This window comes from Variovorax sp. Soil_C_33 (assembly GCF_057656935.1).
Genome location: NZ_JBDGJK010000011.1, coordinates 206836 through 227850, shown reverse-complemented (window position 1 = coordinate 227850; position 21015 = coordinate 206836). Strand labels below are relative to the sequence as shown.

Genomic DNA, 21015 nt, shown 5'->3' with positions numbered 1-21015 from the left:
GAGACCCTTGACAAGAGCCGGCCCCCGATCTGATACTGAACCTTTAAGTTCAGTGACAGTCCTTCCGAAAGGCATCCCATGCAGAAGATCTCTCCCTTCCTGTGGTTCGACGGCAAGGCCGAGGAGGCCGCGAAGTTCTACACCGGCATCTTCAGGAACTCGCGCATCACCAACGTGATCCCCGGCCCCGGCGGCACGGTGATGGGCGTGAGCTTCGAGCTCGAAGGGCAGGAGTTCATGGGCCTGAACGGCGGGCCGATGTTCCAGTTCACGCCGGCGGTCTCCTTCTTCATCAAGTGCGAGACGCAGGAAGAGATCGACAACTACTGGACCCGCCTCATCGAGGGCGGCGGCGAGCCGCAGCCCTGCGGCTGGCTCAAGGACAAGTTCGGCCTCTCGTGGCAGGTGGTGCCCAACGCGCTCGGCACCATGCTGCAGGACAAGGATCCGGCCCGCGCGCAGCGCACCATGGAAGCCATGATGAAGATGTCCAAGCTGGACATCGCGGCTTTGAAGAAGGCCTACGACGGCGGCTGAGCCCTTCAGCCGCGGGCCGGCAGCACCGTTCCGCGGCTCTCGCCGAAGCCGATGCGTGCGTGGCCCGGCTTCTCGCACCAGCCGCGCAGCAGCACCGCATCGCCGTCCTCCAGAAAGCCGCGCGCTTCGCCGTTGGCCAGCGCGATCGGCGCCTGGCCCGCGCGCGTGAGCTCGATCATCGCGCCGGCCTCGCCGGGCCCGGGGCCCGAGATGGTGCCGCTGCCGAACAGGTCGCCGCCGTTCAGGCTGCAGCCGCCCACCGTGTGGTGCGCGACCATCTGCGCGATGCTCCAGTACTGGTGCTTGAAGCTGGTGGCCGACAGCCGCGAGGGGCCGCTGCCCTCGGCGCGGGCCTTGGCGCTTTCGAGCCAGACCTCGAGCCGGATGTCGAGCGCACCACTGGCGCGATTGGCTTCGCCCTCCAGGTAGGCCAGCGGCTGCGGATGATCGGCCGGCCGCACCCAGGCCTGGCGGTAGGGTGCCAGCGCTTCCAGCGTCACGATCCACGGCGAGACGGTGGTCGCGAAGTTCTTCGCCAGGAAAGGACCGAGCGGCGCCATCTCCCAGAACTGGATGTCGCGCGCCGACCAGTCGTTGAGCAGGCAGATGCCGAAGACGTGGCTCTCCGCGCGCTCGAGCGGAATCGGCGCGCCGGCCGCATTGCCCTGGCCGATGTAGATGCCGAGCTCGAGCTCGTAGTCCAGCCGCGCGCAGGGGCCATAGCTCGGCGCGTGCGCGCCGGGCGCCCTGGTCTGCCCCATCGGCCGGTGGAACTGCTGGCCGCTCACGCCGATGGTCGAGACGCGGCCGTGGTAGGCGATCGGGATCCACTGGAAGTTGGGCGTGATCGGATCCTCGGGCTTGAGCAGCCGCCCGATGTTGAGCGCGTGGTCGATCGAGGTGTAGAAGTCGGTGTAGTCGCCGATGCGCGCGGGCAACGCGAACGCGGCCTCGGCCTGCGGAACCAGGCAGGCGCGCACGGCGTCGGCCACTTCCTTCGGCGCATCGTCCTTGAGCAGCGCGAACAAGCCGTGGCGCAGCGCGCGCCACACGCTGGGGCCGAGCGCGAAGAAGTCGTTGAGCGCCGACTGCGCGCAGGCGCGCGCGCCATCGAGCGCCGTGCCGTCGAGCTGCCGGCCCGCGGCCAGGGCCGCGAGGTCGAGCACCTGGTCGCCGATGGCGACGCCGCCGCGATAGGGCTCGCGGCTTCCGGTGCGGTGGAACACCGCGAAGGGCAGGTTCTGGATCGGGAAGTCGCTGCCTTCGGCGTTGGCCGAGGCCAGCCAGCTGCGGGCGCTGGCGTCATGCGTGTGGTTGAGCGCCGTCGTCATGATGTTCATCCCACGGTAGCCATCAGCGCATCGTCGAAGATCGCGACCGCGCGCGTCCAGCCGGCCGAGGCGCCGCGGATCTTGTGCGGGAAGCAGCTGATGAAGAAGCCGTCCCCCGGCAGCGCCTCGAGGTTGTGCAGCTTCTCGAGGTGGCAGTAGCCGATGTCGCGCCCGGCCTTGTGGCCTTCCCAGATCAGCGAGGCGTCTTTCGATTCGCCGTACTTCTTCGCCGTGTGCACGAAGGGCGCGTCCCAGCTCCAGGCGTCGGTGCCGGTGAGGCGCACGCCGCGCTCCAGCAGGTACATGGTCGCTTCGTAGCCCATGCCCGCGCCGGCCGAGACGTAGTCGCCGTGGCCGTAGCGCGAGCCGGCGCGCGTGTTGACCACCACGATCTCCAGCGGCTTCAGCGTGTGGCCGATGCGCTTGAGCTCGGCTTCCACATCGTCGGCCTGCACCACGTAGCCATCCTCGAAATGCCGGAAGTCCAGCTTCACGCCGGGCTGGAAGCACCATTCGAGCGGCACGTCGTGGATCGCGATCGCGGGCTTCTTCTCGCCGAGCGCCTTGTCCATCGTCGAGTGGAAGTGGTAGGGCGCATCGAGGTGCGTGCCGTTGTGCGTGGAGAGCTGCACGAACTCCACCGCCCAGCCTTCGCCGTCGGGCAGGTCTTCTTTCTTCAAGCCGGGGAAGAAGGGCTCGATCTGCTCGTAGGTCTGCTCGTGCGTGAAGTACTGGATCTTGGGCGCGAAGGCCGGCGGATCGGAGAGCACGTCGTTTTCGAGGAAGATCGAGAGGTCGACGAATTTGCGTGTCATGGCGGGGTTCCTTTTCTCTAGGGGCGCTGCCAGCGCAGCAGTTTCTTTTCGGCAAGGGCCAGGAGTGCATTGCTCGCGAAGCCGATCAAGCCCAGCAGCACGATTCCGGCGAAGAGTTCGCTCGCGCGAAAGGCGCGCGCCGCGAGCAGGATGGCCTGGCCCAGGCCGCTTTGCGAGGCGATCATTTCGCCCACCACGGCGACGATGAGGGAAATGGTCATCGACAAGCGCATGCCGGCCAGGATGTCGGGCATCGCATTGGGCAGGCCGATCTTCCAGACGAAGGCCGCGCGCGGCATCTGCAGGCAGCGCGCCACTTCGGAAAGCCTCGGCTCGACGGCCGCGAAACCGTGCACGGTGGCCAGCAGCACCGGCCACATCGCACCGAAGGCGACGACGAAGAGCACCATGCCCGGGTTGAGGCCGAAGATCGAGATCGCGAGCGGCAGCAGGGCCGATGCCGGCAGCGGGCGGATGAATTCCAGCGTCGGCTGCACCCAGGCGCGCACCGCGGGCGAGACGCCGATGGCGGCGCCCAGCAGCACGCCGAAGAGCGAGGCCAGCAGCCAGCCTTCGAGCATGCGGCGCACGGTCGCGATGGTGAAGCCCAGCAGCTCTCCGCCGCCGCTGCCGCGCAGGTTGAGGCCTTCGGCCAGGCTCGCAAGCGTGGCTTCGGGCGTCGGCAGGAACACGCGGCTGACCCAGCCCGCGTTGCTTGCGGTCCACCAGAGCGCGACGAGCGTCGCGAGCACCGCGGCGGAGCCGAGCCATCCGGTGAAGCGGCTGTTCATTGCACGGCCCCCATGCGCCGCGCCACCCAGTGTTGCAGCCGCTGCATCGCCGCGTTGATGACGAAGCCCACCACGCCGATCCAGCCCAGCCAGGCCAGCATCAAGGCCGGGTCGAAGCTCTGCTGCGCAATCATCATCGCGTAGCCCATGCCGTTGGGATTGGCCGCAATCTCGACCGTGACGGCCACCACCAGCGCCACCGCCACGCCGAGCCGCAGTGCGACGAAGAGGCGCGGCACGATCGCGGGCAGCACGATCTTCCAGGCCCGCTCGCGCGCCGTGAGCCCGAGCACGCGGCTCACTTCGAGCAGGCGCGGCTCGACCTGCTGCACGGCCGACTGCACCAGGATCAGCATCGGCCAGAAGGTGGCGAAGGCGACGATGGCCAACTCCATGCGCACGCCGAAGCCGAACATCAGCATCGAAAGCGGAATCAGCGCGACCGAGGGCACGGGCCGCAGCACCTCGATCGACAGCAGGCCGAGCTGTGCGGCGCGCCGCGACAAACCCAGCACGATGCCCAGCGCGATGCCGAGCACGGCGCCGAGCAGCAGCCCGACGGCGGCGGTGCCCAGCGTGAAGCCGGTGGCCTGCCACAGCGAGCCGTCCATCGCCGCACCGGCAAAGGCCTTGAGCGCGGCACTCGGCGGCGCGAGCGCCTCGCTGCCCTGCGCGGCGGCGCGGCGCGCGTACCACTCGAAGAGGCCGAGCAGCAGGGCGGGGAAGACCCAGGGCCGCAGCAGCGACAGCGCACGATCAGTCATGGTGCTGCCCGATGAAGGCGAAGAGCTCGCGCCGCAGATGCAGGAACTCCGGATGCTCCTTGGTCGTGAGCTGGTCGCGCGGCCGCGGAATCTTCACGTCGATCATGCGCGCCAAGCTGGGCCGTCCCGGCGCCGGATCGGCCTGCAGCGCGATCACGCGATCGCCGAGGTAGATGGCTTCCTCGAGGTCGTGCGTGACGAAGAGCACCGTCAACCCGTCTTCGCGCACCAGGCGCGCGAGCTCGTCCTGCAAGCCCTGGCGCGTCAACGCGTCCAATGCGCCGAAGGGCTCGTCCATCATCATCAGCTCGGGCTTTTGCGCCAGGCAGCGTGCGATCTGCGCGCGTTGCTGCATGCCGCCCGAGAGCTGCGCCGGAAACTTCTGCGCATGCGCTGCGAGGCCCACCTTGGCCAGCACCTCGGCGATGCGCGGCGCGCGTTCGTTCGCTGCGATGCCGGCCGCTTCGAGCGCCAGGCTCACGTTGCCCTCCACCGTGCGCCAGGGCAGCAGCGCGCGGCCGTAGTCCTGGAACACGAAAGCCACTTCGCGCGAGGGCTCGGTCATCGGGCGCCCGTTGCGCCGCACCTCGCCGGCCGCGGCGCGCACCAGCCCGCTGGCCGCGCGCAGCAGCGTGGTCTTGCCGCAGCCGCTCGGGCCCACGATGCAGACGAACTCGCCGCGCGACACCTCGAAGGAAGTCGGCGACAGCACTTCGCGCTCGCCGTAGCAGATGCGCACCTTGTCGATGGAAAGAAAGCCGGAGCTCACTTCGCGACCAGCCGGGCAACGTCGATCGAGGTCTTGAGCATCTCCTGCTCCTTCATGAGGCCGACCCAGTAGGCGAGCTGCTTGTCGGTCACCATCGGCCCGGGCGGCGAGATCTGCACTTTGGCCAGCACCTCCGGCGGCAGCTTGATGTACTTGCCGATGCTCGCGCGCACCCGGGCGTCGTTCTTCGGCTGCTGAATGAAGGCGCCGGCTTCCTGCACCGCCTCGCGGAAAGCACGCGCCGCGGCCGGGTTCCTGGCCACCCACTCGCGCTTGGCCGCATGCACGATGGTCTGGTTGCCTTCGGGCAGGAAGGTCGAGTAGTAGGAGGCCACGTAGCCCGCGCCGCTGTCGGTGATGCGGCTCATGAAGGGGTCGGCCGACACCACCGCATCGACCGAGCCGCCGCGCAGCAGGTCGGCATGCTGCGGGAACGAGGCCTCGACGAAGTTGACCTTGCGGTAGTCCACGCCCTGGTCCTTCAGGTAGGCGCGGAAGGTCACGTGCAGGAAGGCGCCGAGGCCGGGCACGCCGATCTTCTTGCCGACGCAGTCCTGCGCGCTCTTGATGCCCGAGCCGGCGCGCGCCACCAGGCCGAAGGCGGTGATGGTCTTCGAGGTGAGCCCGCCGCCGGCCACCAGCACCAGATCGAGTCCGCCGTCGACCGCCTGCAGGAAGACCGAGGGCGTGGGCCCGCCGATCTGCAGCGAATCGGACTGCAGCGCAGCCGGGATGGTGGAGTTGAGCGGAATGAACTTGAGCTCGACGTCCAGGTTGCGCTTCTTGAAGTAGCCCTCCTCGGCGGCGACGAAGACCGAGGCGAAGTCGGTCACGGCCGTGTAGCCGAACACGATCTTCGTGCTGGCCTGCGCGCGCGCAGGCAGTGCGGCGGTCGCGGAGGCGGCGGCGAGCGCCGACAACAGGGTGCGTCGTTTCATCATGTCTTTTGTCTCCTGGAAGTAGGTTTCTTCTGCGCAGTGGCCCTGGGTCGCGGCAGCGCCGCGCGCAGGCCGCCGACGATGAAGTTCACCAGCATCGGCGCCACGGCGGGATCGCTGCGCCGGTTCTCGCCGCGCGACAGCCGCTCGATGCGGTTGTCGTTGAGGTGGTGCAGCAGCGTGCCGAGCGCGAACTGGTAGCCCCACGCGGCCTGGCCGCGCGTGGCATGCGGCAGCGCCACGTGCAGCGCATCGATGTAGGCCTCGGCCAGCGGATCGAAGTAGCCGCGCAGCACGCGGTCGGCTTCCTCGGTCGCGTGGTAGAGCTCGCGCGCCACCAGCAGCGCGTAGTACTCGCCCTCGGCGCTCGCGCGCAGCGCCAGCACCGGGCCGGTGAAGGCTTCGACGATGCGCGGCAGCGTCTGCGGGTCGTCGGGGTCGTTGCGCACCGCGCGCAGCCCGGCCAGGCGCTCCTCGATGGTGTGGCTCCAGTGCTCGAAGATGGCGTGGAAGAGCTCGTGCTTGGGGCCGTAGTAGTAGCCCACCAGCGCCAGCGGCACGCCGGCCTCGTCGGCGATCTGGCGGATCGTCACCGCGTGGTAGCCGTGCTGCGCGAACAGCTTCTCGGCCGCGAGAAGGATCGCCTGCCGGCGATCGGGCCGAGCCGAGGAAGCGCGCTGCGCACGTGGAGCCATGGCGGTATTGAACAAGCGTACAAACTTGTTGAACACTCGTACAAACCCTGTGCTTACCCCATTGAAGCCGGGTCCGTCCGCGCGTTAGGCTGCGCACGTGACTTCAACCTCCGCCCCCTTCATTCCCCAGATCCGTCTCTATCAGAACTGGCTGCGCGACAAGCGCGGTCTGAATTTCGACTCGTACGACGCGCTGTGGCGCTGGTCGGTCAGCGATCTCGAAGCCTTCTGGCAGAGCATCTGGGATTTCAGCCGCATGCAGTCGCCCACGCCCGCAAGCGCCGTGCTGGCCGACGCGCGCATGCCCGGCGCGCGCTGGTTTCCCGGCGCCCAGGTCAACTACGCGCGCGAGGTGCTGCGCCATGCCGATGCGGCGCATGCGGCCGGCATGCCGGCGATCGTCAGCGAGAACGAGCTTGGCCAGGTGCGCGAGATGTCGTGGCCCGAGCTGCGCCGGCAGATCGCGGCTTGCGCGCTGACGCTGCGCGCGCTCGGCGTGACGCGCGGCGATCGCGTGGCGGCCTACATGCCCAACGTGCCCGAGACCATGATCGCTTTCCTCGCCTGCTCGAGCATCGGCGCGGTATGGAGCGTGTGCGCGCCCGACATGGGCACGGCCGCAGTGGTCGACCGCTTCCGCCAGATCGAGCCCAAGGTGCTGATCGCGGCCGATGGCGTGCACTACGGCGGCAAGGCGCTGGACCGCAGCGCGGTGATAGAGGAGCTGCGCGCCGCATTGCCCAGCGTCCAGAAGCTGCTGCTGCTGCGGACCCCTTTCGCCGCGAATCGGATCGAGGCCGAGTCCGAATGGACCGCGGCCGTGGCGCGCGACGATGCCGAGACTGCAGCCTTCGAGCCCGAATGGCTACCCTTCGAGCACCCGATCTGGATCGTCTATTCGAGCGGCACCACCGGCCTGCCCAAGCCCATCGTGCACGGGCAGGGCGGCATCATCGTCAACATGTATGCCTGCGGCCTGCACCACGACCTGGGCCCGAGCTACAGCGCCAACAATTTCGGCGAGCGCTACCACTGGTACAGCTCCACCGGCTGGGTGATGTGGAACTCGCAGCTCTCGGGCCTGGCTTTCGGCGCCACCATCTGCATCTACGACGGCAATCCGGCCGGCAGCAAGGAGAAGCCCGACTGGAGCGTGCTGTGGCGCTTCGTCGCCCGGCACAAGGTGACCTTCTTCGGCGCCGGCGCGGCCTACTTCGCGAGCTGCATGAAGGCCGGCGTCGAAGCCAAGGCCTGCGGCGATCTTTCGCGCGTGCGCGCGCTCGGCAGCACCGGCTCGCCCTTGTCCGAGGAGGTGCAGCGCTGGGGCACGGCGCAGCTGCTCGCGGCCGGCTCGCCCGCGGTCTGGTGGTACAACATTTCGGGCGGCACCGATTTCTGCGGCGCCTTCGTCGGCGGCAACCGCGAGCTGCCCGAGGTGCCGGGCCAGATGCAGTGCCGCTTTCTCGGTGCATCGGTCGAGGCCTGGAACGAGCAGGGCCAGCCGGTGATCGGCGAGGTCGGCGAGCTGGTCTGCACGAAACCGATCCCCTCGATGCCGCTGTACTTCTGGGGTGACGAGGGCAATGCGCGCTACCTGTCGAGCTACTTCGATACCTATCCGGGCGTCTGGCGCCACGGCGACTGGATCAAGGTCGGCGAAGACGGCGGCTGCATCATCTACGGTCGCAGCGACGCCACCATCAACCGCCAGGGCCTGCGCATGGGCACCAGCGAGGTCTACAGCGCGGTCGAAGGCCTGCCCGAAGTGCTCGACTCGATGGTGGTCGATCTCGAGTACCTCGGCCGCGAAAGCTACATGCCGCTGTTCGTCGTGCTGCGGCCCGGCGTCGCGCTCGACCATGCGATGCGCGCGAAGATCAACGATGCGATCAAGACGCAGCTCTCGCCGCGCTTCGTGCCGAACGACATCTTCCAGGTGGCCGAGATCCCGCGCACCCTTTCGGGCAAGAAGCAGGAGCTGCCGATCAAGAAGCTGCTCCTGGGCCAGCCGATCGAGAAGGTGGTGAACCGCGAGGCCATGGCCAACCCGGGCTGCCTCGAGTGGTACGTGGCCTTCGCGGCGCGGCATGCGCAGGCGCGCAATGCCGGGGCGGGACATTGATGCCGCAGCGCAGCAAATAACAGCCGGGCGTGCTAAGGTCGCGTGGCCTAGGGTTATCCCTAATTCGCGACCGTATCGCCATGTCCGCACCCTCCCTGCCTCCTTCCGCCTCTGCCCCAGGCTTCGTGCGGGCGATGCTCGCGCTCGGCGTCGGCGGCTTCGCCATCGGCACCGGCGAGTTCGTCATCATGGGCCTCCTGCCCGAGGTGGCGCGCGACATCGGCACCAGCATTCCGCAAGCCGGCCACGTGATCAGCGCCTATGCGCTGGGCGTGGTGATCGGGGCGCCGGTGCTCGCGGTGCTGGCCGCCGGCTGGCGCCGGCGCGCGCTGCTCATCGCCTTGATGGCGGCGTTCGCGCTCGGCAATTTCGCCAGCGCCCTGGCGCCCGGCTACCTGTCGCTCAATCTCCTGCGCTTCGCGAGCGGCCTGCCGCACGGCACCTACTTCGGCGTCGCCGCGCTGGTGGCGGCGACGCTGGCGCCGCCGGACCGCCGCGCACGCGCGGTCGGCCTGGTGATGCTGGGGCTCACCGGCGCGACGCTGGTCGGCGTGCCCATCGCGGCCTGGCTGGGCCAGCTCTTCGGCTGGCGCGCCGCCTTCGTCTTCGTCGGCCTGATCGCCGTGCTCGCGATGGCGATGCTGCGCCGCGACCTGCCGGACCTTGCCGCGCCCTCGGGCGCCAGCCCGCTGCGCGAACTCGGGGCGCTCAAGCGCAAGCAGGTCTGGCTTACCCTGGGCATCGGCGCGATCGGCTTCGGCGGCATGTTCTCGGTGTTCAGCTACATCAAGCCCACGCTCACCGAGGTGGCCGGACTGCCGCTGGCCGGCGTGCCGCTGGTGCTCGCGCTGTTCGGCTTCGGCATGGTGGGCGGCAACCTGGTCGGCTCGCGGCTGGCCGACAAGGCGCTGATGCCCACCATCGGCGGCCTGCTGGTCTGGGCGGCGCTGGTGCTCACCACCTTCAGCTTCGCCGCGCATCACGTGGCGACGGCGGCGCTCAACGTGTTCCTGATCGGCACCATCGTCGCCATCGGCCCGGCGCTGCAGATCCGCTTGATGGATGTGGCCGGCGAAGCGCAGACGCTCGCCGCCGCGCTCAATCATTCGGCCTTCAACACCGCGAATGCCCTGGGCGCCTGGCTCGGCGGCGCCGCCATCACCGCCGGCCTGGGCTGGACTTCGACCGGCTGGGTGGGCGCCTTGCTCGCGCTGGCGGGGCTCGGCGTGTTCGCCTGGTCTCTGGCGAGCGAGCGCGGCAGCCTGCGCGCGGTCGCTGCGAGCCCGGGGCGCTGATTCCGTCCCAGTCGGTCATGGCGCGTAGCGGTTGACGACGATGCCGCAGGCGTAGGAGGTCGACCCGAGCGATTGGAGCTTCAGGCCTTTGCTGCGCGCATCCTCGAAGATCGATCGTCCATCGCCGACGGCCGTCGGATTCACGAAGAACTGGAACTCGTCGACCAGCCCCGCCGCGACCAGCGAGGAGGCGAAGCCGACGCCGCCGAAGGCGATCATGTTGCGGCCGGGCCGGCGCTTCAGCGCATTCACCTCGTCGACCGTGCTGCCGCGGGCGAGCTCGGTGCGATCCCACTTCGACGTCCTGAGCTTGCGCGTGAAAACGATCTTGTTCGCCTCGACGATCTTTCGTGCGAAGGCGTAATGCGGATTCGCAGGATGGTTCTGCGCCACGCGGCCCCAATGATCGAGGTAGCCTTCTTCAGCCATCTTGCGGCTCAGCAGGATGCAGTCGATCGATTCGATGACAGCGTTGAAGTCGCGCTTGAGCCCGTCGTCCCAGTTCCAGTCCTCGCCCCAGTTCCAGACCTGCCAGGCCAGCGCCGGATTCGCCGCGGCGACGTAACCGTCGACGGACATCTGCATCTGCAGGATGAGTTTTCTCATGCCGGGCTCCTTGAACTACCGATTGCGAAATGCAAGCGGTTGCAGTATCGGCAGACTGATACGAAAATGCAAGCAGTCTTGAAAGAAAGCAATGGCCATCCAGCAGCGATCGCTCTGCCCGATCAATCTCGCGCTCGAAATCTTCGGCGACAAGTGGAGCCTCCTGATCGTTCGCGACCTGATGTTCGCCGGCAAGCGCCACTACAGGGAACTGCTGCAGTCTGAAGAGGGCATTTCGTCGAACATCCTGGCCGAGCGCCTGGGCAAGCTCGTGGAGGCCGGCATCCTCACGAAGGAGGAGGACCCGAGCCACAAGCAGAAGGCGATCTACAGCCTGACGCCGATGGGCGTCGATCTGCTGCCGGTGCTCGCCAACATCGGCATCTGGGGCCGCAAATACCTTCCGGTCACCAAGGAAAGCGGCGCGAACGCGGCCGCGCTGGAGAAGGGCGGGCCGGCACTCTGGAAAGAAATGCGTTCGGCGCTGCGCCGTGCGCATTCGAGCCACGGCGCCTAGATCAGAGCCAGTTCCCGCCCTGCGGCATCTGGATCGTGGTGGCCGGGTCGCTGCCGCCGATCAGCGCGCCGAAGGCGATGCTCAGCAGCGAGACGAAGACGCTCGCGAACAGCGCGGTCCAGAAACCGGAGACCTTGAAGCCCTTCACCAGCGCCGCCACCAGCAGCAGCACCAGCGCATTGATCACCAGCAGGAACAGGCCGAAGGTCAGCAAGGTGAGCGGCAGAGTGAGCACGATCAGCAGCGGCTTGACGATCGCGTTGGCAAAGCCCAGCAGCAGCGCGGAGACCACCAGCGCCGAGGTGCTTTCGAAGATGATGCCGCGGAAGATGTGGCTCGCTATCCAGAGGGAAAAGGCCGTGATGGCCCAGTGGAGGAGAAAGGGCGCCAGGTTGTTCAGCATCTTGCAAATCATATCGGCGCACCATCCGCGAGCTGGCCGCACATGCCGCGACGAGCGTGCAGCAAAGTCATTCCGCACACAGACAGGAGTTTCCAGTGAGCACCGAACAAAGCGTTTCCTATGCCCGCCAGGCCGTCGGCGAGCGTACCGCCGCCGATGCGGCCGACCGCATCGACTGGGTCAAGCTGTCGCTGGTCTACCTGCCGCTGGCGGTGCCGGTCAGCGATGCCAAGGTGCTCACCGGCCGGCAGAAGCCGCTGACCGAGATCGCCTTCGTCTTTGCCGAGGTGCGCACGCGCGACGGCCATGAAGGCATCGGCTTCGGCTACGCCAAACGCGCCGGCGGGCCCGGCATGTACGCCCATGCGAAGGAGCTGGCGCCCAACCTGCTGGGCGAAGACCCGAACGACATCGCCAGGCTCTTCACCCATCTGCTGTGGGCCGGCGCCTCGATGGGCCGCAGCGGCCTGACCACGCAGGCCATCGCACCCTTCGACATCGCGCTGTGGGACCTGAAGGCCAAGCGCGCCGGGCTGCCGCTGGCCAAGCTGCTGGGCGCGCAGCGCAACTCGGTCCAGTGCTACAACACCTCGGGCGGCTACCTGCACACGCCGCTCGAGCAGGTGTTGAGGAACGTCGAGATCTCGCGCAAGAGCGGCATCGGCGGCATCAAGATCAAGGTCGGCCAGCCCGACATCGCGACCGACCTGAAGCGCGTCGCGGCCGTGCGCGAACTGCTGGGCCCCGACTTCCACCTGATGGTCGACGCCAACCAGCAATGGGACCGCACCACGGCCCAGCGCGTGAGCCGCCGCCTCGAGGAGCACAACCTCACCTGGATCGAAGAGCCGCTGGACGCCTACGACATCGAAGGCCATGCCGCGCTCGCGGCCTCGCTCGACACGCCGATCGCCACCGGCGAGATGCTCACCAGCTTCGGCGAGCATGCGCAGCTGATCATGGGCAACGCGAGCGACTTCGTGCAGCCCGACGCGCCGCGCGTGGGCGGCATCACGCCCTTCCTGCAGATCATGCAGCTTGCCGACTTCAAGGGCCGCAAGCTCGCGCCGCACTTCGCGATGGAGATCCATCTGCACCTGGCCGCGGCCTATCCGCAGGAGCCCTGGCTGGAACACTTCGAATGGCTGGAGCCGATGTTCAACGAGCGCCTGCAGCTGAAGGACGGCCGCATGTGGGTGCCGGACCGGCCGGGCCTGGGCTTCAGCCTCAGCGCTCAGGCGCTGGCCTGGACGGCGGACAGCGTGGAGTTCGGCAAGCGGCCCTGAGCGCGGCGCGCGCTAGTCGCCGGAATCCGCTGAGGGCGCCGGCCGCGAAAAAAGCCGCCGCACCCACGAGTCCGAGCGCGAGAGCTTCGCCTGGGCGGCAGCGGCTTCGCGCCCACTGTAGTAGGCCTGGCGCTCGGCCTCGAGCACCGCGGCGAGGGCCGCGAGGTTGGGCGGGTTGTATTCCCACAGCCCGGCGACCACGAAGTGGCCCATGTGCTCGGCATCGGGCTTGGGCGTGATCATGATGTGGCCGGCGCCGATGCTCTGCAGAAAGGCGGAGCGCGCGCCGGCGAGCCGCATGCCGTCGCCGTAGCCTTCGACCTGCCGGCTCAGCGACAGGCTGATCGCCTGCACGGAGGTGAAGTTCTCGGCCACGAACATCACCATCTCGACCAGCGCGAGCTTGCTGATCTCCAGCTTCTGCTGGCTGACGAGGACCGAGGGCGTGAAGTGCTCGATGTGGACCTCGGTGCCTTCGCGGTTCACCGGAACCGGATCCAGGATGCCGATATGGGTCGGGCCGTCGAACAGGTGCATGGGAGCGCCGAGCACATAGGGGCTCGATCCGGGCCCCGTGATTCGCAGTTTCGCTGTGCTCATGATTCCCTTGCGTGTCTTCGACTTTAGACGCGAGTGCCTCTTCGCGGGCGCTCTTTGCCGCCGATTTCGGCAATTTTGTGGCTAATTGGCGATCATCGAGGGCGCGGAAGTCTTCGTCTTCCGCCATACGGCCTATGGCGTCGGGGTCGCGCTTGTGTCTTTCGTTTTCAGGAGGGGCTGCAACCGGCGGTAGCATGTCTACCTTTTACTTACTTTATGTAACGGTTTGTGTTCTAGACCCCACTCTCGGGTTCCGAGAGGCAGATACAACTTGCGTCGTACCTGAGCAAGTGGAGTAATGCGCAGGCTGGCGAGATTTCGCGACGCTTGCCGGACCCAATCAAATTCAAGGACACAGTCATGCAACTCTCGGAGCTAGAGGAATATCAAGACCAACTTGTGCTGCACCTGGAAGCGTCCGGCTTGAACGTGAGCTTCGGCGACGATCTGGCGGTGCTGCTGAAGACCTATGAAGTTGCCACGGGCACCGGCTACGTCCAGCTGCCTTTCGTTCTGGAAGACCCCAAGGACTTCAACCCGTACAACTTCTGGGTCTGCTTCGACGACGGTAATGCACCGGTGGCGCTGACCGGCTTCCGCACCATGCAGAACGGCGGCGAGATCCGGCGCGTCGGCGAGGCCTACAGCCAGGGCGCGCTCTACCGCCCCAAGAAGCCCGAGGGATGGTTCCCGGACAGCGGCCCCGAGCTCAGGCCGCACGCGCTGTACGGCTACATCGGCGCCGGCTGGGTGCATCCCCGCTTCCGCGGCCACAACCTGGCGGGCTTCATCGCCCGCATCGCGCAATCCGAGGCGCTGATGCGGACCCGCGGAACGCTGTCGATGTCGACGGCGATGACCGCGGAGGCGCTGTTCCGCTCCGGCATGAACCTGCGGGCCAGCGGCCTGCATCACCTGCACGTCGAGCAGGTCCTCGGCGGCTACCTGGCCATCGCTGACCACGACATGAAGCTTTACCTGTCGTACAGCACCGGTACCGAGCTGATGAGCTTCTACGAGCGCGAGCTGGCCATGCTGCGCGAAGGCGAAGTCATCCCCTGGCTGCACCAACACGACAAGTCGTCCGCCGAGGAAGTGATTGCCGCCGTCCCGCAATGCACCAGCGAAGAGGTGCCCGTCAGCACCATGGCCAGCCTGTTGGCCTGAGCAAAGTCAGGGCCCACTCTCCAGCGCGAAGCGCAGGCTGAAGGCCCCACAGAATTCCTGCGTACCGCTGATCGACAGCGTGACCGTGCGCCAGCCGGGTTCCTGCACATGCTGCAGGTCGTAGTCCCACTCGCCGCCCTCGCCCACCGGACCGCGGCGATCCGGAAAGCTGGCGCTCGCCCAATCGAGCACCAGGGCGATCTCGGCATCCACGGCTGCCGCCTGTGCGGGCGGGGTCGAGGCCATCGCGTCGAAGACTCCGATGCCTTGCGTGTCCTCGCTGTAGTCGAAATCCAGGTAGGTCAGCGTCATGGCGCCTCCAGCAGGTGGCGCAGCATGAGCGCTGCATTGGAAGGCAGCTCTTCGCGGTGGCGCACGCAGACCATGAGGTTGCGCACGGCCCAGTCGTCGGTGAGCGCGATGCGCGCGATCTTCATCGACCTGGCGCAGCGCGCAGCCACCGTCTGCGGCACGACACCGACGCCGATGCCTTGTTCGACCATGCGGCAGACCGCTTCGAGGTGGCGTACCCGCACACGGTAGGCGAGCCGCCGGCCCAGGCGCTTCGCGTGGTGCGAAACGAGTTCCTGCAGCGGGCTGCTGCCGGTCAGGCCGACGAACTCGCGGTCCGCCACCTCGCGCAGCGCCGCGCGGCGCCGCCTGGCCAGCGCGTCGCCGCGCGGCACCACCAGCACCAGGTGGTCCTCCCTGAAGACGAAGGTCTCGAGGCCGGCCAGGTCCACCGCGTCCGACACGATGCCGATGTCGCCGAGCTCGCTGCGCAGCGCCTCGACGATGTCGTGGCTCGCGCGCTCCTCCAAGTCGACCGAGATGCGCGGATAGAGCGCCAGGAAGCTGCTGAGCGCCTCGTGCAGATGTTCCGTGAGGGCCGAGGTATTGCACAGCAGCCGCACATGGCCCTTGAGGCCAGCCCCGTACTCGCCGAGTTCGCCGTGCATCCGCTCCATCTGCAGCAGCACGGCGCGCGCATGGTGCAGCAAGGTCCGGCCGGCCTCGGTCGGCTGCACGCCGCGCGGGTCGCGCACCAGCAGCGCGACGCCGAGTTCGGCCTCCATGCCGCGCACGCGCTCGCTGGCCGAGGCCAGCGTCATGTGGGTGCGCTCCGCGCCGCCGGTGATCGTGCCGGCCTCGACGACGTTCCGGAAAAGCCGCAGGTCGGTGAGATCGAATCGCATGGCAGCCACCGTATCACGCGGCCCTCAGCCGCTGCCTGAGGCGGCCTTCGCAACTTCCGCATTTTCAGCGCGCGAGCAGCGCGACAGACTGGGCGCTCCCCATGCTTTCAAGGAGAGATCGATGACCAGCGAATGGCCTGCAACCCTGCGCATCGGCTGGCGCTGTGCGTCGGTCGCCGCGACGGTGGCGATCGCCCTCACGTCGATTCCTGCCGTCGCCGGCGAGGCCGCGGTGCCGCTCACGCCCGAACAGCGCTTTGCGCTGGCGCTGGAAGCGCAGACCGAGAAGGACTACCGCAGCATGCTGCGCTGGCTGCGCACCTCGGCGGAAGCCGGCTTTCGCCCGGCGCAGGAGATGCTGGGCATGGCGCTGCTCGGCGGACCGGCACTGTTCGGCAACTCGGTGCAGCGCCAACCCTGCGAAGCGCTGGGCTGGTTCATCCGCGCCGCCGACCAGGGCAGCGAGATCGGGCGGGCGCATCGCAACCTGTTGAACCGGCAGCCGCTGGGGCGGCGCTGCCGCTGAAAGCTCAGCCGGCCGGCCGCCGGTGCCCGACTTCGCAATCGTTGCGTCCGCTGCGGTCCACGCCCTTGAGCAGCCACAGCGGCCGCTCGGCAAAGTTCACCGCCACACCGGTCTTGCCCTCGGCCGGCCGCAGGTCGCGTTCGAACACCGAGGTCGAGGGCATGTAGCGCAGCGCGACGCCGGTGCGGCGCTTGTCCGAGGTGTTGGCCTTGGCGCCGTGGATCATGTAGACGTCGTGCAGCGACATCTGGCCGGGCTGCAGTTCGAGGTCGACCGCCTGCGCCTCGTCGAAGCTGCCGGCCGCCATGCGCTGGTTGAGCGTGAGCTCGGTCCGGTCTTCGTGCAGGTGCGGATGCAGCACGCCGCCCAGGTGCGAACGCGGGATCACGCGCAGGCAGCCGTTCTCGATGGTCGATTCCTCCAGCGCCACCCACACCGTGCAGTTGGCCAGAGGCCGGATCGGCCAGTAGTGGCCGTCCTGGTGCCAGGGCGTCTCGTAGCCCTCGGCTACCGGCTTGCAGAACACGTGGCAGCCCCAGAGGATCACGTCCTCGCCGATCACGCCCGAAACCAGCTCGACGATCTCCGGGTCCATTGCGAGCTCGAGGAACTGCCGGCTGCCCCGCACGCCTTCGCCGTTGTCGCCCTCGACATGGGCCGACACCAGCTTCTCGGGGCGCACGCCAGGGTTGTTGCGGATCAGCGCGTCCAGCGCCTCGCGCATCTGCGCCACGCGCGCTGCAGGCAGGCGGAACTGCGGGATCACCCAGCCTTCGGCTTGGTAGTGCGCGATCTCGTGGGCGGACAGACGGGCCATGGGTGCACCTCCGGAGAGCGGGACCTTACAGCACCGGCCGGCTTGATGCTGCCGGCCGGCTGTGGCACGCTGGCGCGCAGAGTGAGGACTACATGCCGACTCGAGCCGTGGCTGCGCTGGGTGCCCTCGTGCTGTCGCTGGTGTGCGGCTGCGCCGGCCTGCCGAGCGTGGTCGAACGCCCGGTATCGACCAGCATCGCGGCCCCGGCCGATGCGCCGCTGCCGGCGCTCGCGCGCGAGCTGGCGATCCCGCCGGGCCAGTCGGCGCTGCGCTCGATGCCGATGCCGCACCATGCACTCGCGGCCCGGCTCGAACTGATCGCCCGTGCCCGCAACTCGCTCGACCTGCAGACCTACCACATCGCCGACGACGCCACCGGCCGGCTGATGCTGCGCGCGCTGCGCGATGCGGCCGAGCGCGGCGTGCGCGTGCGCCTGCTCGTCGACGATTTCCATACCGAAGGCCTGGACGCGCTGCTGCTCGGCCTGGCCGCCCACCCCGGGGTGGAGGTGCGCCTGTTCAACCCCTTCGCCTACGGCCGCGACGCGTCGCCGGTGCGGCTGTGGCAGTTCCTCACCGACTTCGACCGCCTCAACCACCGCATGCACAACAAGCTCTTCGTCGCCGACGGCGTCTTCGCCGTCGCCGGCGGGCGCAACCTGGCCGACGACTACTTCCTGCGCAGCGCACGGTCCAACTTCATCGACTTCGACCTGCTCGCCGCCGGCGCGCTCGTGCCCGAGCTCGCGCGCTCCTTCGATGCCTACTGGAACAGCGAGCGCGTCTACCCGCTGCACACGGTGGCGGGCAACCGGCTCGATGCGGCGCAGCGCCGGGCGCGCTTCGACCAGCTGACCACGAGCGACGCCAGGGGCTCGGTGCCGGGGCTCGCGGAAGTGACCGCGGCCAATGCCCTGCTGCCGCGCCCGGACGCGGATGGCGAGGGCCTGTTCGGCTTCTTCATTGCGCCGGCCGGCGCCTACGCGGACGCGCCGGTCAAGCTGCGCAACGATAGCTACGAGCCGGGGGCGGACTCGGTCTCCGGCCGGCTGATCCGCCTGCTGGCCACCGAAGCGAAATCGGAAGTGATCTTGGTCTCGCCCTACTTCGTGCCCGGACGCGTCGGCATGGCGCATCTGCGGCAGCTGCGTGCTCGCGGCGTCGACGTGCGCATCTTCACCAACGCCACCGGCGTCAGCGACGAGCCGCTGGTCGGCGCCGGCTACGAACCCTACCGGCTCGAGATGCTGCGCCTGGGGGTGCGGGTGTTCGAAGTCACCTCGGGGCGCCTCAAGCGCGATGCCGGGCTGCGCAGCGTGCTCGGCAGCTCGACCGGCCGGCTGCATGCCAAGCTCGGCTTCGTCGACCGGAAGATCCTGCTGGCCGGCTCCCTGAACCTCGACGGCCGCTCGGCGCTGATCAACACCGAACTGGGCCTCATGGTGCGCAGCCCCGAACTCGTTGCGCAGCTGCTGGATTTCTACCGGGTCGACACCAACATCGGCGTCTACGAGGTCCGCCTCCAGCCCGACGGCCGGCGCCTCGAATGGGTCGGCCTGGACGCGGAAGGCGAACCGGAACGGCTCGACGAGGAACCCGAATCGACCTGGCTGCTGCGGCTCAAGCTGCGCCTGATGTCGCTGTTCGTGCCGGAGGAGCAGCTGTAGCGATGTCTCGCTAAACCGGGATTCGGCGGTGTACTAGAAGATGCGGAAGACGACGAACTCCGCGGGCTTCAGCGGCGCGACGCCGATTTCGCAGACAAGGCCGCCGTTCGGGATGTCGTCCTGCGTCATCGTGCTTTCGTCGCAGGCCCTGCAGGGCCTCGTTGGCGGGCGACTTGGCTGCAGACGCTCCCCGTTCAGGGTTCGCGGCCGGATTTCAGCGGATAGCCGGCCTCGCGCCAGGCCTTCATGCCGCCGTCGAGCGCGACGGCGTGCAGAAAGCCCATGTCGCGCAAGGTGGCGGCCGCCAGCGTGGAGATGTAGCCCAGCTCGCAGCAGCTCAGGATGCGCCGCGTGGGATCGGGCAAGTCCTGGTTGACCCGCAGCTCCAGCTGGCCGCGCGGCAGCAGGCGTGCGCCTGGCACGTGGCCCGCCTCGTAGGCCTCGCGCTCGCGCACGTCGAGCACGATGAGATCGTCCTCGGCGGCCTCCACGCGCGCCTTGAGCTCGGCCAGCGACATGAAGGGCACCGTCGCGCTCGCCTCGGCCAGGAGGCGCGCCACCGTCTTGCCGCCGCTCATGTTGGTGCGCAGCGCCTCGGTCACGTGCGTGGGCATCGTGAGGTTCAGGCCTTTCATCATCTCGACGAACTCCGCGCGCTCGCGCTTCTGCAGGCGCGGGTTCGATGCCAGCTCCTCGCCGATGGTCGAATGCGTGCGGCCCTTGTAGTCGTGCGCCGGGCAGACCTTGAGCGCCGGGTCCAGCCGCAGCACGCGGTTGAAGAGGCTGTCGTAGAGCGCTTCCGGGTCGCCGCTCGGCAGGTCGGTGCGCCCGGTGGCGCCGATCAGCAGCGTGTCGCCGGTGAACAGGCGGTCTTCCACCTGCAGGCACATCGAGTCGGCCGTGTGGCCCGGCGTGTGGATGGCTTGCAGCCTGAGCTTGCCCAGCACGATCATCTCGCCGTCGCCGATGCGCATGTCGACGAAGGGCGCCGGGCTCTTGCGGTGCATCACCACCGGCACCTTCAGCTGGCGCGCGAGCTCGTGCGTGGCCGAGAAGTGGTCGGCGTGCGTGTGGGTGTCGATCAGGTAGCGGATGCGCACGCCGTCGCGGGCGGCGAGCGCGATGTAGTGGTCGATCTGGCTCAATTCCGGATCGATCAGCGCGGCGGCGCAGCTCTGGTCGCAGCCGACCAGGTAGGACTGGCAGCCGCCGGTCGCGACCTGCTCGAAGACCATTCGGCCCGCCGAATTCAGCCGGGTTGCTTGACCACGCGCAGGTAGGGCTTGGGCGCGTCCCAGCCGCCCGGGAACAGCTTCTTGGCGTCGTCGTCCGACACCGAGCCGGCGATGATCACGTCCTCGCCCTGCTTCCAGTTCACCGGCGTGGCGACCTTGTGCTTGGCGGTCAGCTGCATGGAGTCGAGCACGCGCAGGATCTCGTCGAAATTGCGGCCGGTGGTCATCGGGTAGGTCAGCATCAGCTTGATCTTCTTGTCCGGGCCGATGATGAAGACCGAGCGCACGGTCGCGTTGGTGGCGGCGGTGCGGCCCTCGGAGGTGCCGGGCTCTTCGGCCGGCAGCATGTTGTAGAGCTTGGCCACCTTGAGCTCGGTGTCGCCGATCATGGGATAGGTGGGCAGGTAGCCCTGCGTCTCCTCGATGTCCTTGGACCAGCGGTCATGGGCATCCACCGGATCGATGCTCAGGCCGATCAGCTTGGCGTTGCGCTTGGTGAACTCGGGCTCGATCTTCGCCATGTAGCCCAGCTCGGTGGTGCACACCGGCGTGAAGTCCTTGGGGTGCGAGAACAGGATCGCCCATTGGTCGCCGATCCATTCGTGGAAGTTGATTTCCCCCTTGGTCGTCTTGGCCGTGAAGTTGGGGGCCTCGTCGTTGATGCGCAGTGACATATTCGCTCCTCGAAAAAGAAGTTTGACCGACAACTAACACCTGCCGCCGGCGATGCGGCAAGCCTCAAAGCATAGAAGAGCGGCGGGGCGGATGCCTAGCTCTTCTTGGATGTCCTCGCAAAGAATTGTGTCGGCTGCGGCTGGACCGCCTCGCTGCCGCATTTGGGGCAGCGCAGCTGGACGGTGGCATGCTCGGCAACATGTTCGGCGTGCTCGAAGACCTCGCCGCATTTCTGGCAACGGTACTGGTAGGTAGGCATCGCG

The 21015-nt window shown here is 68.1% G+C and carries 24 protein-coding genes; 8 read left to right on the top strand and 16 right to left on the bottom strand.

All coding sequences use genetic code 11. The features are described 5' to 3' along the window. Window positions 1-78 precede the first annotated feature (78 nt). Window positions 79-537 (top strand): VOC family protein, encoded by a 459-nt coding sequence (locus AC3A6B_RS18700; protein WP_487838163.1) that lies wholly within the window; start codon window positions 79-81, stop codon window positions 535-537. Between the two features lie 5 nt (window positions 538-542). Here the strand turns inward: AC3A6B_RS18700 and fahA are convergent, their stop codons facing one another. Genes fahA through AC3A6B_RS18665 form a run of 7 tightly spaced genes read right to left on the bottom strand, consistent with a single transcriptional unit; the run spans window position 543 to window position 6640 of the window. After that, entirely contained in the window at window positions 543-1868 is a 1326-nt protein-coding gene (gene fahA, locus AC3A6B_RS18695; protein WP_487838162.1) for a fumarylacetoacetase, read from the bottom strand. Between the two features lie 5 nt (window positions 1869-1873). After that, complete coding sequence (locus tag AC3A6B_RS18690) at window positions 1874-2683, bottom strand: cyclase family protein (RefSeq protein ID WP_487838161.1); 810 nt, start codon at window positions 2681-2683, stop codon at window positions 1874-1876. 17 nt (window positions 2684-2700) lie between these two features. Continuing rightward, entirely contained in the window at window positions 2701-3474 is a 774-nt protein-coding gene (locus tag AC3A6B_RS18685; protein ID WP_487838160.1) for an ABC transporter permease, read from the bottom strand. After that, the gene (locus AC3A6B_RS18680) at window positions 3471-4238 is read right to left on the bottom strand and encodes an ABC transporter permease (RefSeq protein WP_487838159.1); all 768 of its coding nucleotides are present in this window, start codon (window positions 4236-4238) and stop codon (window positions 3471-3473) included. Before AC3A6B_RS18680 ends, AC3A6B_RS18685 begins: the two co-directional genes overlap by 4 nt. Next, window positions 4231-5007 (bottom strand): ABC transporter ATP-binding protein, encoded by a 777-nt coding sequence (locus AC3A6B_RS18675; protein WP_487838158.1) that lies wholly within the window; start codon window positions 5005-5007, stop codon window positions 4231-4233. The genes AC3A6B_RS18680 and AC3A6B_RS18675 overlap by 8 nt, the downstream gene beginning before the upstream one ends. Continuing rightward, window positions 5004-5948 (bottom strand): ABC transporter substrate-binding protein, encoded by a 945-nt coding sequence (locus AC3A6B_RS18670; protein WP_487838157.1) that lies wholly within the window; start codon window positions 5946-5948, stop codon window positions 5004-5006. Before AC3A6B_RS18670 ends, AC3A6B_RS18675 begins: the two co-directional genes overlap by 4 nt. Next, complete coding sequence (locus AC3A6B_RS18665) at window positions 5945-6640, bottom strand: TetR/AcrR family transcriptional regulator (RefSeq protein WP_487838156.1); 696 nt, start codon at window positions 6638-6640, stop codon at window positions 5945-5947. Before AC3A6B_RS18665 ends, AC3A6B_RS18670 begins: the two co-directional genes overlap by 4 nt. A gap of 97 nt (window positions 6641-6737) precedes the next feature. Between AC3A6B_RS18665 and AC3A6B_RS18660 the strand changes: the two genes are divergently transcribed. Together AC3A6B_RS18660 and AC3A6B_RS18655 are read left to right on the top strand one after the other, a co-directional pair. Beyond that, window positions 6738-8762, top strand: coding sequence for an acetoacetate--CoA ligase (locus AC3A6B_RS18660; protein ID WP_487838155.1), 2025 nt, complete (start codon window positions 6738-6740; stop codon window positions 8760-8762). Window positions 8763-8842: 80 nt separating this feature from the next. Next, complete coding sequence (locus AC3A6B_RS18655; RefSeq protein WP_487838154.1) at window positions 8843-10057, top strand: MFS transporter; 1215 nt, start codon at window positions 8843-8845, stop codon at window positions 10055-10057. A 15-nt stretch (window positions 10058-10072) separates the two neighbouring features. On the opposite strand, the gene AC3A6B_RS18650 is transcribed toward AC3A6B_RS18655, so the two are convergent. Next, window positions 10073-10663, bottom strand: coding sequence for a dihydrofolate reductase family protein (locus AC3A6B_RS18650; protein ID WP_487838153.1), 591 nt, complete (start codon window positions 10661-10663; stop codon window positions 10073-10075). Between the two features lie 91 nt (window positions 10664-10754). Here AC3A6B_RS18650 and AC3A6B_RS18645 point away from each other — a divergent pair, with 91 nt between their 5' ends. Further along, the gene (locus tag AC3A6B_RS18645) at window positions 10755-11180 is read left to right on the top strand and encodes a winged helix-turn-helix transcriptional regulator (protein ID WP_487838152.1); all 426 of its coding nucleotides are present in this window, start codon (window positions 10755-10757) and stop codon (window positions 11178-11180) included. A gap of 1 nt (window position 11181) precedes the next feature. On the opposite strand, the gene AC3A6B_RS18640 is transcribed toward AC3A6B_RS18645, so the two are convergent. After that, the gene (locus AC3A6B_RS18640; protein WP_487838151.1) at window positions 11182-11583 is read right to left on the bottom strand and encodes a phage holin family protein; all 402 of its coding nucleotides are present in this window, start codon (window positions 11581-11583) and stop codon (window positions 11182-11184) included. A 170-nt stretch (window positions 11584-11753) separates the two neighbouring features. Between AC3A6B_RS18640 and AC3A6B_RS18635 the strand changes: the two genes are divergently transcribed. Next, window positions 11754-12869: an L-talarate/galactarate dehydratase gene (locus AC3A6B_RS18635; protein ID WP_487838177.1), complete on the top strand. Its 1116-nt coding sequence runs from the start codon at window positions 11754-11756 to the stop codon at window positions 12867-12869. A 12-nt stretch (window positions 12870-12881) separates the two neighbouring features. Here AC3A6B_RS18635 and AC3A6B_RS18630 read toward each other — a convergent pair whose 3' ends face one another. Continuing rightward, window positions 12882-13469 carry a hypothetical protein gene (locus AC3A6B_RS18630; protein ID WP_487838150.1) on the bottom strand — a complete coding sequence of 196 codons (588 nt, stop codon included), beginning with the start codon at window positions 13467-13469 and terminating at the stop codon, window positions 12882-12884. Between the two features lie 360 nt (window positions 13470-13829). Between AC3A6B_RS18630 and AC3A6B_RS18625 the strand changes: the two genes are divergently transcribed. Further along, on the top strand, window positions 13830-14636 hold the full coding sequence (locus AC3A6B_RS18625; protein ID WP_487838149.1) for a hypothetical protein: 807 nt from the start codon (window positions 13830-13832) through the stop codon (window positions 14634-14636). A gap of 6 nt (window positions 14637-14642) precedes the next feature. Here AC3A6B_RS18625 and AC3A6B_RS18620 read toward each other — a convergent pair whose 3' ends face one another. Next, window positions 14643-14948, bottom strand: coding sequence for a hypothetical protein (locus AC3A6B_RS18620; protein ID WP_487838148.1), 306 nt, complete (start codon window positions 14946-14948; stop codon window positions 14643-14645). After that, entirely contained in the window at window positions 14945-15832 is an 888-nt protein-coding gene (locus tag AC3A6B_RS18615) for a LysR family transcriptional regulator (RefSeq protein ID WP_487838147.1), read from the bottom strand. The genes AC3A6B_RS18620 and AC3A6B_RS18615 overlap by 4 nt, the downstream gene beginning before the upstream one ends. A gap of 121 nt (window positions 15833-15953) precedes the next feature. Between AC3A6B_RS18615 and AC3A6B_RS18610 the strand changes: the two genes are divergently transcribed. Further along, on the top strand, window positions 15954-16358 hold the full coding sequence (locus AC3A6B_RS18610) for a sel1 repeat family protein (protein WP_487838146.1): 405 nt from the start codon (window positions 15954-15956) through the stop codon (window positions 16356-16358). Between the two features lie 4 nt (window positions 16359-16362). Here AC3A6B_RS18610 and AC3A6B_RS18605 read toward each other — a convergent pair whose 3' ends face one another. After that, complete coding sequence (locus tag AC3A6B_RS18605) at window positions 16363-17175, bottom strand: phytanoyl-CoA dioxygenase family protein (RefSeq protein ID WP_487838145.1); 813 nt, start codon at window positions 17173-17175, stop codon at window positions 16363-16365. A gap of 92 nt (window positions 17176-17267) precedes the next feature. On the opposite strand from AC3A6B_RS18605, the gene AC3A6B_RS18600 reads away from it, so the two are divergent. Further along, window positions 17268-18842 (top strand): phospholipase D family protein, encoded by a 1575-nt coding sequence (locus AC3A6B_RS18600; protein WP_487838144.1) that lies wholly within the window; start codon window positions 17268-17270, stop codon window positions 18840-18842. Window positions 18843-19036: 194 nt separating this feature from the next. Here AC3A6B_RS18600 and AC3A6B_RS18595 read toward each other — a convergent pair whose 3' ends face one another. The 3 genes from AC3A6B_RS18595 to AC3A6B_RS18585 form a co-directional block, all read right to left on the bottom strand. Beyond that, window positions 19037-20077 carry an MBL fold metallo-hydrolase gene (locus AC3A6B_RS18595; RefSeq protein WP_487838143.1) on the bottom strand — a complete coding sequence of 347 codons (1041 nt, stop codon included), beginning with the start codon at window positions 20075-20077 and terminating at the stop codon, window positions 19037-19039. A 14-nt stretch (window positions 20078-20091) separates the two neighbouring features. Then, window positions 20092-20751, bottom strand: a complete 660-nt coding sequence (locus tag AC3A6B_RS18590) for a peroxiredoxin (RefSeq protein WP_487838142.1) — start codon at window positions 20749-20751, stop codon at window positions 20092-20094. A gap of 95 nt (window positions 20752-20846) precedes the next feature. Next, window positions 20847-21011, bottom strand: coding sequence for an FmdB family zinc ribbon protein (locus AC3A6B_RS18585; RefSeq protein ID WP_126838805.1), 165 nt, complete (start codon window positions 21009-21011; stop codon window positions 20847-20849). Window positions 21012-21015 lie beyond the last annotated feature (4 nt).